Genomic DNA, 12,552 nt, shown 5'->3' on the forward strand with positions numbered 1-12,552 from the left:
GTACGCTCGACTCGCTCACAGCCAACCGCGCTTCTTGAACATGCCGTAAAGGCCTACACTGAGCGCCACCATCAGCCCGATCGCGGCCGGGTAGCCCCAGGTGAAGTGCAGTTCGGGCATGTTGTCGAAGTTCATGCCGTAGATTCCGGTGACCACCGTGGGGGCGAAGAAGATGGCGGCCCACGCCGAGATCTTCTTCACCTCATCGTTCTGGTGATTGCTCGTCTCGGCGAGCTTCTTCATGTCTTCGTTCTGCCGTTGCGCCACGAGGGTGGCGTTCACCGTCAGAATCTCGCGCAGGGTCTGCCGAAAGCCGTCGACGCGGTCGTTGACCACGGTCACGTGGTCGGCGACGTCACGAAAGGCGCGTTTGAGTTCGAGAGTGCCTTCGACCTGCTCGAACAGTGTGCGGAGGTTCGTCAGCATGGCGGTGAGCGGAAGGGTGGCCCGCTGAAAGTCGAGCACCTCCTGCGAGAGTTCGTAGATGCGTCTCGAAACCGACGGGTCGCCTTCGAACACCTGCGCCTCGATCTGGTCGATGTCGGTCTCAAGCCCGGCGACGACGGGTGCGTACTGGTCGACCACCGCGTCCATGATGGCGTAGAGCACGGCCACTGGGCCGAGCGACAGCAGTTCGGGCTCGCTCTCCATGCGACGCCTCACCACCGACAGATCGGGCGACTCGCTGTGTCGAACCGAGACGACGAAGTTCGGCCCGACGAACAGGTGCAGCTCGCCGAACTCGACCTCTTCGCGCTCATCGACGTAGAAGGCTGCGCGCAGCACGACGAAGAGCACGTCACCGTAGCGCTCGAGTTTGGGCCGTTGGTGGGCCGCGACCGCGTCTTCGATGGCCAGTGGATGCAGACCGAAACTGTTCTCCATTGCCAACAGTTCTTCGGCACTGGGCCGGAAGAGGCCGATCCAGCCGAGCGAATCGGGGATGGTTTCGAGTGCCGTGATGGCCTCGGCCGGCGATGCGGGCGACAGAACCCGCGTGCCACCGGAGTAGATGGCGTTGTCGATCGTGCTGTTGCGACGGGCCTCGGCGCGGGCATCCGGAGCCGAATCTGCCGCGAGAGCCGCCGTATCACGCGAGGGGTTCTGGTGGCTGCTCGGCCGAATGGCCGTGATTCCCTTCATCACGCTCGAGAATTTCACACTCTTCACCGCACACCCGCTTTCGTCACCGCTCTTGCTGCCTCAGACAAGAATTCAGAATGACACACTTGTGCACATTGCCGCGTGGCGTTTACCACACGTTCAGCTTCGTCTGGTTGGGTGGTACTCAGAAATACCCGCGATGCGCCTGACACCGCGGTAAAACTACCCGAAACGGTTATCTTCGATGGCTAGCAGCTTGGCCCAGTACGCTCGGCCAGACCACTTCATTCTGCACTTCAGCGACACACACTTCGTCGGCAATGACGACCTGCTCTACGGCAAGGTCGACAGCGAAGGCCATCTGCGCGAGATTCTCGCCGAATTGCATGCCTCGGGTTCACGCCCCGAAGCCATCGTCTTCACGGGAGATCTGGCCGACAAGGGCGATCCGAAGGCGTACGAGAAACTGCGCGCCATTGTCGAACCGGCTGCAGCTGAGCTCGGCGCCGAGGTCATCTGGGTCATGGGCAACCACGACAACCGGGCGGCGTTTCGCGCCACCCTGCTCGACCAGCTGCCGTCGATGAAGCCGGTTGACCGCGTCTACGACGTGAACGGTCTCCGCATCATCACGCTCGACTCCACTGTTCCCGGGTCGCACTACGGTGAGGTCACGCCCGAGCAGCTCGACTGGCTCGCCGAAGAGCTGTCGACGGCCGCGCCGCACGGCACGATTCTCGCCATGCACCACCCGCCCGTGCCGAGCGTGCTCGACCTCGCCGTGATGGTGGAGCTTCGCGACCAGGCGTCACTCGCCGAGGTCATCCAGGGTTCTGACGTGCGCTCGATCATCGCCGGCCACCTGCACTACTCCAGCATGGCCATGTTCGCCGGGGTTCCCGTGTCGGTCGCGTCAGCCACCTGTTACACGCAAGACCTGAACGTCGAGGTCGGCGGCACCCGCGCCCAAGATGGTGCGCAGGCGTTCAACCTCATCCATGTCTTCGAGAACACCGTGCTGCACTCGATCGTGCCCATCGGTCACTACCCCGAGGTCTCGTTCGTCAGCGCGGCCGAGACTGCCGACATCCTCGAGAAGGCCGGCGTCTCATTCGCGCCTCCGGCTGGCGCACCCGTCGTGGCCGAGGAGCCGCTCACCGTTCCCGCCATCGCTGCGGTCGCAGCGCCCGTCGCGGTCTCGGTGCCCGTCGCGGTCTCGGTGCCCGGCACCTCGGCAGAGAAGGTGCTCGCGCCCGCTACGGCGGTTCGCGTCTCCGTCTGAGCCTCTGCGTAGTCGGGGTGCATACCCGGTTGGGTAGCACCCCGACATAAGCGCGAACGCTGCTACTCGCCGGTCTCCCACGGTGCCGCGAACGGAAAGTACTGCTCCAGAAACAGCTGCACGATCGACGCGCGCTCCTCGGCCGAGACCTCGGGGTAGCTGCCATCGTTCAGGCAGAAGAAGTCGAACGAGCGCTTGTTGAGAAGCCCCGGCAACATGCCGAGCCCCGAACGCTGGGTGGTGTCGACGTAGCGAACCCGAGCGGCCTCCTGCACCACGGCCTGGCCCGTCATGAGCGCGTAGTAGTGGTACAGCGAGTTCGTCACTGAGATGTCGGTGCTCGACCGGAACCGGCTCGCCGCGGTGCGCGCGAAGTCGTCGGGAAACTCCCGCTCGAGTTCGGTGAGCACGCTGCGCCGAAGCGGCGCTGCCGCGTGCTCGAGGTGGCGCGTGATGATGCGACCGAACTTCTCGAACAAGAGGCGACGATTGACCCGCGCCGCGTTCTCAAAACCACTGCGCTCGAGGTCGTTCTCACCGAGCCCGATGCGCGTCTGAGCTTCGATGAACTTCGTGACCCCACCCGACGAGAAGAACATGTTCGGTTGTACGGGCCGGCCGAAGAACATGTCATCGTTCGAGTACAGAAAGTGCTCGCTGATGCCCGGGATGTTGTGCAGCTGGCTCTCGACGGCCTGCGAATTGTGTGTGGGCAACACCGACGGGTCGCTGAAGAACTCTTCGCTTCGAACGAAGGTGACGCGCGGATGCTCGGCGAGCCACGTCGGCTTCGGAGAGTCTGTGGCGATGAAGATACGCCGCACCCACGGGGCGAACAGGTACACCGATCTGAGGGCGTACTTCAGCTCGTCGATCTGACGGTACCGGGCATCCGAATCGTCGCCGTCGCCCGCGACGTACTCGCTGGCCTGCGCCCTGCGTCGACGCTGGTACTCGATGTCGTTTCCGTCGACCCAGGAGAAGACCATGTCGATGTCGAACACCACGTCGGTGGCCTGCACGTCGAACATGCCGCGAAGGGTGTTCCAGCGCACGCCGTACAGGTCGACGGTGGTGGGAATGGCTTCGCTGCGGGGCAGGATCTGCCGAGTGAGCGAGTTCTCGACCGGGCAGATGATGTTCTCGTCGTCGAAGCTCCACAGCTGCAGCTCGATGCCGATCGACGACCCGTAGGTGAGCCCGCCGATGGGTTCGACGCGGGGGCGATACACGCGGAAGATGCGCGCCTTTCGGCTCTCTGAAAGGCTTCCCTCACTGACCAGAACCGGCGGGCGCTTGGTGCCACGAACGGTCTTCAGTACCGTCTTCGAGTACATCGGCTCGTCTTCGCACGCCGCGGCCAGAGCCCCTTCGAGCTTTCGTCGCAGAGCTTTGTCGACGACGACGACCGGCCGTTCGTCGTTGCCGCGGATGAGAAAGAACGGTATCGCCGAATCGATCAGTGCGCGACGGACGAACAGCAGGTCTTCGACCATGGCGTCGTGCGGCGTGAGTGTGGTGTTGACGAGGGCGAGCATGCCCTTTCGCACGATGACGTCGGGGCGCCCGTGACGCTTCGGCCACGACCTCGGAGCCCCGGTGAGACCCGAGATCTCACCGAAGAGTTCTTCGGGAGCATCCGGTTCGAGCGAATTCTCGAGGGCGACGTTGTGGGTGGCGGCACTGCCGGTGGAGATCATCAGCGCACCCCCGCCAGCAGCGCGCGCTCGAGCAGGTGCACGAGGGCGTCGAGCTGAACGCTGTCGGTCGATGTGATGTCGACGTCAGACCCGTCGAGAGCGCGGGCGGCGAGGCCCTGTTTGCTGTCGATGAGTTCGGCGATCTTCGAGTCGATGGTCTGGGCGGCGATGATGCGCCACGCGGTCACCGGCTCGGCCTGGCCGATGCGGTGCACGCGGTCGATGGCCTGGGTCTGTTCGGCTGCAGTCCACGAGAGTTCGGCCAGCACGACGTTCGAGGCGGCCTGCAGGTTCAGCCCCACGCCGGCGGCGGTGAGCGAACACACGGCCACAGAGACGGCTGGGTCGTTGTTGAACGCGTCGATCTGCGTCTGCCTGAATGTAGCGCTCTGGTCGCCGCGAATCGAGATGGTCTTCAACCCCGCCTTCGCCAGCGCCTCTTCTGCCTGGTTCATGACGTCGATGTGCTTGGCGAAGAACACCACCTTGCCCACCGAGCGGGCCAGCTGCGCGGCGTAGTCGGCGGCGAGGCCGGCCTTGGCCTGGCCGATCTTCCGCACCATGGTGAACACGTTCTCGCCCGACGACGACGCCTTCGACTCTTCGAGCTCGGCCTTGGCGACCATGCGCATGAGTTCGGGGTTGGGGCCGTCTGACGTGTCGTAGCTGGCGCCGACGGCACTGGATGCCGAGCGGCGGTATCGCGTGACCAGACGCTTGCCCAGCTCAGCTTCGGCCTGGCGAATGGATCGGCCGAGGTCATCGTCGAGTTCAACCGGCAGATCGACGACCCGCTTCGCCGGCAGGTCGGCTGCAACGTCGACCTTTTTGCGGCGCACGATGCCCATGTCGATGACGGCCTCGCGCGCTTCGGCGAAGAAGCCGAAGTCGGCCGGGGTGAGCCCGGTCTCTTCGAGCTTCTCCATGAGCCCGGCGGTGGGTTTGTCGCCGTCGATCCAGCCGAGGTACTGCCAGATGGCGCGAAAGTCGTCGACGTCGTTGATGAGCGGGGTGCCGGTGAGAGCCATCATCAGGGGGTCGCCGCCGGGTGCGAACTGGCGGATGCGGTCGGCGAGGGCGAGTACGTTCTTCGAGCGCTGCGACTGCAGGTTCTTGATGAAGTGGGCCTCATCGACGACCATGCCGCGAAAGCCGAGTGAACCGAGCCAGGCGAGGTGGCGGTCGAGAACGTCGTAGTTGACGATGACGACGTCGGCGAAGGCGTCGAGGTTTGCGCCGTCGCCCTGAATGACAGTGGCGCGGCGGTGCGGGGTCCAGATCTCCACTTCGCGGGCCCAGTTCATCTTCACGACGTTCGGAACCACCGCGAGCAGTGGGTACGAGTCAGACACGCTGGCGGCAAGCAACGACTGAGCGGTCTTACCGAGCCCTGGTTCATCAGCGAGCAGAAAAGAGCGGTGACCGGCGGCGACAGAGGCGATGAACCGCGCCTGGTGGTGCATGAGTTCGCGACCGGGAGGCGAGATGCGGTCGATGGCCGGTGCGGGCGGCAGATCCATGCTGGCCACGGTTCCACCGGAGCCGTACTCGAACGCCCGGTAGAGCGGGCCGAGCAGTTCCCAGCTCGACAGGCGCCCGCGGGAGGCGGGCTTCTGCGCGGCCGCGGCGTTGAAGTCGGGAGCGAGGAAGGGGTTTGCGAGCTGGCGGGCCTTGACCGACTGCGGCATGACCTGGCGTTCGGCGAAGTCTGCAGCAAAACCGGGAGCAAAACCGGCGCCCGAGCCGAACCCGGCGGCGAAAGGCGAAGCAGCAACCGGTGCCGGTGCCTCTTCTTCTGGAACCTCGATGCCGGCATCCGTCAGGTATTCGCGGCGCATGCGCTGCGCCACCGGCGACACCGCGGCGTCGCTCTCGAGCAGGGTGATGAGCGAGGTGTCGCGGGCGGCCGTCTGGGCCAGGATGCCCGCGATGCCGTCGAGGCGTTTCAGCTGCTCGGCACGTTCGCCGTCGCCGAGCTCGGCATCACCCTTGATGCGGGCCCGCTCTTCGCGCATGAGCAGCGCGACAACCAGAAACTTGGTGCGGTTCGACGGAACGACCTTGCCGCGCTGAGCTGCGGCCTCGACCTCGCGCACCTTGCGCGCGAGAATCGGAATGAGACCGGTGTTGTCAACAGTGCGGGTAGATCGGCGGGCGCCTGATCGGGACATGCTCCTCCTGTGGAGTAGTGAGCCGAAGCTGGCGTCTGCACGCCAGCACGAGGTTCACACCGGCAGTCAGGGCCGAGCAACATTCTGCGTGTTTGAATTCAACGCATGACGGTCGGCGCTAGAGCAACTGCGCGGTGCATAGACCATTCTACCCGACGCGGGCGGGTTACTTCTTCGTCGACACGGGAATCTTGATCAGCAGGCCCGCGGCCACGAAAATGACCGCCGCGGCAAGGTGCATGACGTCCCACAGAAGCACGTCGAACGTGAGCGGGTACACGGGATTCCAGATCACAGCGATGGGCACCAACCCGATGAGCCACCACCATTGCCTGGCCTGCCAGGCGAAGACGCACACGATCAGCGCGAGAATGCTGATGGCGTACTGAAAAATGGTGAACCAGCCTGAGTTGAGCACGGCGACGGCGGCCAGCAGGATGATCGCACCCAGCAGTCCCGGCGCCAGCGCGGTTCTGGTGAAGGTGGGGTATCGGGACTGGGTTGCGCTGCCGGGCCGGCGTGCCGGCGGTTGCACGGGCCGGCGGTTCGGCTCGCGGTACGACTTGCTCACTGCTCGCCCCGCAACCACGTGAGGGCTTCGACGACGAGGTCGTGGTCGTCAGCCTGAGCGAGGCCCGAGACTCCGACGATCCCCACGATGGAGCCGCGAACGCGAATCGGAAATGCGCCGCCGTGGGCAGAGAACTGGTTCGGGTCGAGCCTCGAGCTCGCCTCGAACGTGGTGCCCCGCGAACGAAAAAGGGTGCCCACCGTGAACGAGGCCTCATTGAACCGCCGCACCACGTTGAACTTGCGTTCGAGCCAGCCGTCGTTGTCAGCCGACGAGCCGCTCAGGCCCGCGTGGAATACGCGCTGCTGCCCGAAGACGATCGAGATGGCGATGGGCAGGTCTTGTTCGAGTGCGCCATCGCGAAGGCGCGAACCGACGGCCCACGCATCGTCGTAGTCGAACGATTCGAACTGCAGCAGACGCTCCTGTGCCCGTAGACGTTCGAGGTGTTCGGCTTCGTCGAAAATGGCATCGTCTCGTGAGGGCATAAGCCCTAGCCTAGAACGAATAACTGCACGCCAGCCCGCTCCTCAGGCCGCACCCGAGACCGAAAGCACCACATGCCTCCCAGCTCACACCAGCCGTTCGTCATCTCCGAAGCCGTCACCGAGGCCCTGGCCGCCGGGCGCCCGGTCGTTGCGCTTGAATCGACCATCATCTCGCACGGGCTGCCTCGGCCCCGCAATCTGGCGGCGGCGCAGGAATTCGAAGAGATTCTGCTCAGCGCGGGTGTCACGCCGGCCACCATCGCAGTGCTCGACGGGGTACCACGCATCGGGCTCGACGCCGACGGGGTGTCGCGAATTGCAAACGAAGACATGGTCAAGGCGAGTGTTCGAGACCTGCCTATTCTGGCGGCCAAGAAGATCAGCGGTGCGACCACGGTGGCGGCAACGGCGTATCTGGCAGGCAAGGCGGGTGTGCGGGTGTTCGCGACGGGCGGCCTCGGCGGTGTGCACCGCGGGGCGAGCACGACCTTCGACGAGTCAGCCGACCTCAGCTCGCTCGCTCTCGCTGGGGTCACGGTGGTGGCTGCCGGGGTCAAGTCGGTTCTCGACATCGCGGGCACGCTCGAGCGGCTTGAGACCCTGAGCGTTCCTGTGCTCGGGTACCGCACCACGAACTTTCCGAGCTTCTGGCTCACCGAGTCGGGTGAGCAGATCGACTGGTCGGCCGACTCGCCCGCGGAGATAGCCGCAGTCATGCAGGCGCAAGACGAGCTGGGCCACGGGCAGGGAATCATCGTGGCGAATCCGTTGCCGATCGAGCTGCAGTGGCTTCCCGAGGAGCACGACCGGGTGCTGCTCGAGGCTCTGTCTGCGGCCGATACGCAGGGCATCCGGGGCAAGGCGGTGACGCCGTTCCTGCTGTCGTACATCGTCGGCGCGTCGGGTGGGCGAAGCCTCGAGGTGAACCTCGACATCGCCCGCAACAACGTGCGGCTCGCTGGCGAGATCGCCACGGCCTGGAGCACCCGTGAGTGACTCCGGCCCACTCGCGGGCCGGGTCGCTGGGCACTTCTCGTCGGCGACCGCCGCGCATACCCGTGTGGTGATCGTGGGCGATGTGTTCGACGACATCATCGTCAGGCCGTCGGGGCCCATCCGAAGCGACACAGACACCCTGTCGAGCATCGAACGCCGGGCGGGCGGGTCGGCGGCGAACACGGCCGCCTGGCTCGGCTCGCTCGGCACCCGCGTGGACTTTGTGGGTCGCACCAACGTCGTCGACACGCAGCGCCACGAGAACTCCCTCCGAGACTCCGGGGTCACTCCTCACCTGCTGGGCGAGAACGTGTTGCCGACCGGCACTATCGTGGTGATCGTCGACGAACACGACACCCGCACGATGCTCACCGAGCGAGGTGCGAACGTCGACACCTCACCGCACGATGTCAGCGACGAGCTGCTGCGGGCCGCGACGCACCTCCACTTCACGGGATACACGCTGTTCAGCGGGCAGCCGCGCGAAGGGTTCACCGAACTCATTCGGCGGGCAGCCCAGCACTCGGTCACGGTGTCGGTCGACCCCGGTTCGTCAGGGTTCATCGCCGACCACGGCGCAGCCGCGTTCTTCGATGCGGTGCGCGGGGCAGACATCCTGTTCCCGAACCTCGACGAGGGAATCGCCCTCACCGGCCTCACCGAGCCGGCAGCGATCGTGGATGCGCTCACGCAGCACTTTCGAATCGTGGCGCTCACTCTGGGTCGGCGTGGTGCCCTTGTCGCCACCAGCTCAGGCCTTCGCATACAGGCCCCGTGCGTGCCCGTCGAACCTGTCGACACCACCGGAGCCGGTGACGCGTTCAACGCCGGCTTTCTCAGCGGGCTGCTGGGCGGGCTGCCAGCCAGCGACGAGGTCGATACCAAGAGGTTCGAAGCGCTCAGTGCCTTGGCTGCCGAGCGCGGCGTCGCGACGGCGTCGAAGGCCATCGGGCACGTTGGCGGCCGACCGCCGCACTTCGTGCCGCTGCACTCACCCCGCACCCTCGGCGGAGTCAGTTGTTGATGTTGCGCAGCTCCGGCAGCCGGATCGGGCGGCTCTTGGGCGGCAGCCCGTGCACACGCTCGAGTGCGGGCTCGAGCTCTGAGAGCCATGCCTCGTAGCCGGCTTCATTGAGATGAAGCCGGTCGGTCGTGTATTCGGGGTTCAACTCGCCATCAGCGAGGCCGAGGGCCGGCCAGAGATCGAGATAGTGCGTGCGCACGCTCGACGCGAACTGCCAGATATGGCGGTTGATATCGCGAATCTCGTCTGAGAACTCGTGCCCCCTCGGCAGCACCGACTGCAGCAGAATCTCGGCGTCGGGCAACTCACTGCGCAGTGTCGCCAATGTCGTCTCGATGTTCTGCACGATGTGTTCGACCGTGCGCCTCTTGGCCAGATCGTTGGCCCCGATGAGAACGACGATTGTTCCTGGATCGAGGGCAACGACTTCGTCGAGTCGGGCCTTCACATCGTCTGAGGTGTCGCCCGCAACTCCGAGGTTGTGGGTTTCGAAATCAGGAAACCACTCTTGCCACTTGCCGCCCGCTGTCAGGCTGTCGCCGAGAAACACGAGTGTTGAATTTTCGGGCATGTGAGCCTCCGAGATGTTTTCTCCGTGATGGTTCTGCTTCGCGGTCATTCATTCTCTCGCTGGCCGAGCCAAAGCTCCAGAGTCGACGCACCTTTCACAGCGACTGCCCACCCCTGTGTGCACCGAAGCAGATGCTAAGCGATCTCTTCTGCGGTGGTCGCTTTGCTCGCATCAACCCGTGCTGTGGGCCCCGGATGCTCGTTCTTTCGCTTCGCCTCACGCAACGCCGCCTCGGTGATGCGATTCGCCATCCCGGGAAAAATGAACCCGTGAAACGGCAGAATCGAATACCAGTACAGCCGACCGGCCAATCCGCGCGGAAAGAACACCGCCCGCTGTGTGTAGTGCGATCCGCCGCCTTCACGAGGGGCCGCCGTCATCTCGAGCCATGCTCGGCCGGGAACCTTCATCTCCGCACGGAGCCGCAGAAAGTTGCCACGTTTGATTTGCTCGACACGCCAGAAGTCGAGCGCATCGCCCGTGTGCAGGTGATCGGGGTTTCGGCGACCGCGTCTGAGCCCCACTCCCCCGACGACCTTGTCCATCCAACCGCGAACCGCCCAGGCGAGCGGAAAGGAGTACCACCCGTTGTCACCCCCGATGCCCTCGATGACCCTCCACAGGTCGCCCGGCTTCGCATCGGTCTCACGCACCTGAAGGTCTGTGTAGACCGTGTGGCCGGCCCAATCGGGGTCGCTCGGCAGCGTGTCACTCGGTGCACCCTGCACATAGCTGTCTTGCCAGCTCGTCTCCACCTGGCCATCGCGCATCTTGCCGAGCGCAAGGCGAACTGCGCGGCGGTAACCCGTGAGGCCGCCTTCCGGGTCAGGGATGAGCGACCGAATATCGTGTTCTTGCGCTACACATTCGAACTGAAGCGACTCGATGATCGGCACGGCCAGGTTGCGAGGAATCGGCGAAACCAGATTCACCCACTGCGAGGCAAGCCACGGCGTCAGCACCGGCAGCGGAGCGATCGGCCGTTGATGCAGCCCAGCCTCTACGGCGTACCCATTCATCATCTGGCCGTAACGCAGAACATCGGGCCCGCCGATGTCGAACGTTCGGTTCAGCCCGTCGGGTAGATCTGCTGCCCCGATCAGATAGTAGAGAACGTCACGCACGGCGATCGGCTGAATGAAGTTGCGCACCCACTTCGGCGCCGGCATGTACGGCAACACCTCAGTCAGATGGCGGATCATCTCAAAACTCGTCGAACCCGACCCGATGACCACGCCCGCCTGCAAAGCTACCGTTGGAACGCCGGACTGCATCAGGATACTGCCGACCGCAGCCCTCGAGCGCAGGTGCTGCGACAGGCTCACGCCCTGCGGGTGCAGCCCTCCCAGGTAGACGATGCGTTTCACCTGAGCGACCAGAGCCAGTTCGGCGACATTTCGGGCCGAGGCCAACTCAGTTCCATCGAAGCTGCCTTTGCCGCCCATGGAGTGCACAAGGTAGTAGAGCACGTCGACGTTCTCGAACGCGTCGGCAATGGATGCCCTCTCGCTCAAGTCACCCTTCACGATTTCGACCTTGCCGGCCCACGGCACATCCGAGAGCTTCTGCGGAGATCGCACCAGCACCCGAACGTCAAAGCCCGCCTCGAGCAGCCGTGGAACCAAGCGGCCACCGATATACCCTGTCGCACCGGTCACAAGGGCGATTCGTTTCGTACTCACTGTTACAGGCTACGCCGGTCAGCGAACGATCTGGCACGCCCCACACGGTGTTGACGGCAGGCACTCAGCGCGGCAGGCAAGACGCGCACAGTGGCGGGCACGCGCTACTTCGCAAGCTCGAACTTAGAGTCCGAAATCAGGTTGTGTATGGTCGTGGTTGTCCGACCCATGGTGGTAGTGGTGTTGTGGGCAAGGGTCCGCGTCTTCTCGATCTGATCTGGGAACAGGGTCGTGGTGTTTGTTCCCAGTCGATGCTTTTCGGTGGGATCAACACCGGTACCCCGTTCTGCATGGCAAGTTTCCACTCAGAAGAATGCACATGCGTGTGGTGGAAATGACACAGCAGCGCCCCGTTGTCGATATCTGTACGGCCTGGGGCGTAGGTTTGGTGTTTCCAGTCGTCGACGTGGTGGCTTTCGCACCACGACGGGCCGCGGTCGCAGCCCGGCCACACACACCCACCATCCCGCGCCGCCATAGCGGCCCGTTGCGCGGTCGTGAACAGGCGTTTCGTCTTCCCGTGCCGCAATACTTCCCCATGCGTACCGAAGACGGTGGTCGTGATGTCGCCGTGGCAGAGGATCTGTTCCACACTCGACATCGGGACCGGGTCAACAATCCCATCGACCCAACCGACACCGTGGCCTTGGGCGAGGTCGTCGAGTTCGACACGGATGTTCAGTACCGGGGCTGCCCCATTGATGCGGGGTGCACCGGTGAGGCCTGCGGCGACGGTCAGGAGGTCGTAGAACCGGTCGAAGACGAACTGCTCACCCGTACGACGATCCTTCGTCAACACATCAGAGACCACCAACTCATCCTCTGGCTGTCGGCCGAGGCATTCGTTGGGGGCTGCCGCGCCCTGCGGGCTTGCCCCTGAATGCTCGTTGCCGGATTCGCCCCCAGCAGGAGTGTCGGTTTCGAACTGGGGGCGCACCCTCGGGGACTGCAACGCTTCCAACA

At 64.5% G+C, this 12,552-nt stretch carries 11 protein-coding genes; 3 read left to right on the forward strand and 8 right to left on the reverse strand.

Annotated features, from left to right (window positions below):
• Window positions 1–15: 15 nt before the first annotated feature.
• Window positions 16–1,170 (reverse strand): magnesium and cobalt transport protein CorA, encoded by a 1,155-nt coding sequence (locus QN358_RS07020; protein WP_323511967.1) that lies wholly within the window; start codon window positions 1,168–1,170, stop codon window positions 16–18.
• 178 nt (window positions 1,171–1,348) lie between these two features.
• Here QN358_RS07020 and QN358_RS07025 point away from each other — a divergent pair, with 178 nt between their 5' ends.
• Window positions 1,349–2,386 carry a phosphodiesterase gene (locus QN358_RS07025; protein WP_323511968.1) on the forward strand — a complete coding sequence of 346 codons (1,038 nt, stop codon included), beginning with the start codon at window positions 1,349–1,351 and terminating at the stop codon, window positions 2,384–2,386.
• A 62-nt stretch (window positions 2,387–2,448) separates the two neighbouring features.
• Here QN358_RS07025 and QN358_RS07030 read toward each other — a convergent pair whose 3' ends face one another.
• The 4 genes from QN358_RS07030 to QN358_RS07045 all read right to left on the reverse strand — a co-directional run bounded on the left by QN358_RS07030 (window position 2,449) and on the right by QN358_RS07045 (window position 7,316).
• The gene (locus QN358_RS07030) at window positions 2,449–4,086 is read right to left on the reverse strand and encodes a stealth family protein (protein WP_136640950.1); all 1,638 of its coding nucleotides are present in this window, start codon (window positions 4,084–4,086) and stop codon (window positions 2,449–2,451) included.
• Window positions 4,086–6,257, reverse strand: a complete 2,172-nt coding sequence (locus tag QN358_RS07035; protein WP_323511969.1) for a DEAD/DEAH box helicase — start codon at window positions 6,255–6,257, stop codon at window positions 4,086–4,088. Before QN358_RS07035 ends, QN358_RS07030 begins: the two co-directional genes overlap by 1 nt.
• Before the next feature lie 166 nt (window positions 6,258–6,423).
• Entirely contained in the window at window positions 6,424–6,828 is a 405-nt protein-coding gene (locus tag QN358_RS07040; RefSeq protein ID WP_237280249.1) for a DUF6804 family protein, read from the reverse strand.
• Entirely contained in the window at window positions 6,825–7,316 is a 492-nt protein-coding gene (locus tag QN358_RS07045; protein WP_136640952.1) for a heme-degrading domain-containing protein, read from the reverse strand. Before QN358_RS07045 ends, QN358_RS07040 begins: the two co-directional genes overlap by 4 nt.
• A 72-nt stretch (window positions 7,317–7,388) precedes the next feature.
• On the opposite strand from QN358_RS07045, the gene QN358_RS07050 reads away from it, so the two are divergent.
• Together QN358_RS07050 and QN358_RS07055 are read left to right on the forward strand one after the other, a co-directional pair.
• The gene (locus tag QN358_RS07050; RefSeq protein ID WP_136640953.1) at window positions 7,389–8,312 is read left to right on the forward strand and encodes a pseudouridine-5'-phosphate glycosidase; all 924 of its coding nucleotides are present in this window, start codon (window positions 7,389–7,391) and stop codon (window positions 8,310–8,312) included.
• On the forward strand, window positions 8,305–9,336 hold the full coding sequence (locus tag QN358_RS07055; RefSeq protein WP_161580355.1) for a carbohydrate kinase family protein: 1,032 nt from the start codon (window positions 8,305–8,307) through the stop codon (window positions 9,334–9,336). The genes QN358_RS07050 and QN358_RS07055 overlap by 8 nt, the downstream gene beginning before the upstream one ends.
• On the opposite strand, the gene QN358_RS07060 is transcribed toward QN358_RS07055, so the two are convergent.
• The 3 genes from QN358_RS07060 to QN358_RS07070 form a co-directional block, all read right to left on the reverse strand.
• On the reverse strand, window positions 9,326–9,907 hold the full coding sequence (locus tag QN358_RS07060; RefSeq protein ID WP_323511970.1) for a GDSL-type esterase/lipase family protein: 582 nt from the start codon (window positions 9,905–9,907) through the stop codon (window positions 9,326–9,328). The genes QN358_RS07055 and QN358_RS07060 overlap by 11 nt on opposite strands.
• 134 nt (window positions 9,908–10,041) lie before the next feature.
• Window positions 10,042–11,589, reverse strand: a complete 1,548-nt coding sequence (locus QN358_RS07065; RefSeq protein ID WP_323511971.1) for an SDR family oxidoreductase — start codon at window positions 11,587–11,589, stop codon at window positions 10,042–10,044.
• 136 nt (window positions 11,590–11,725) lie between these two features.
• Window positions 11,726–12,552 (reverse strand): HNH endonuclease signature motif containing protein (locus tag QN358_RS07070; protein WP_323511972.1); only part of this gene is annotated, 827 nt, incomplete at its 5' end.

The sequence above is a fragment of the Subtercola sp. RTI3 genome (genome assembly GCF_035018625.1).
GTDB classification, from domain to species: domain Bacteria; phylum Actinomycetota; class Actinomycetes; order Actinomycetales; family Microbacteriaceae; genus Subtercola; species Subtercola vilae.

Coding starts and splice junctions, on each gene's coding strand:
- QN358_RS07050 (WP_136640953.1), top strand. CDS start 7,389: ATGCCTCCCAGCTCACACCAGCCGTTCGTCATCTCCGAAGCCGTCACC.
- QN358_RS07025 (WP_323511968.1), top strand. CDS start 1,349: ATGGCTAGCAGCTTGGCCCAGTACGCTCGGCCAGACCACTTCATTCTG.
- QN358_RS07035 (WP_323511969.1), bottom strand. CDS start 6,257: ATGTCCCGATCAGGCGCCCGCCGATCTACCCGCACTGTTGACAACACC.
- QN358_RS07045 (WP_136640952.1), bottom strand. CDS start 7,316: ATGCCCTCACGAGACGATGCCATTTTCGACGAAGCCGAACACCTCGAA.
- QN358_RS07030 (WP_136640950.1), bottom strand. CDS start 4,086: ATGATCTCCACCGGCAGTGCCGCCACCCACAACGTCGCCCTCGAGAAT.
- QN358_RS07060 (WP_323511970.1), bottom strand. CDS start 9,907: ATGCCCGAAAATTCAACACTCGTGTTTCTCGGCGACAGCCTGACAGCG.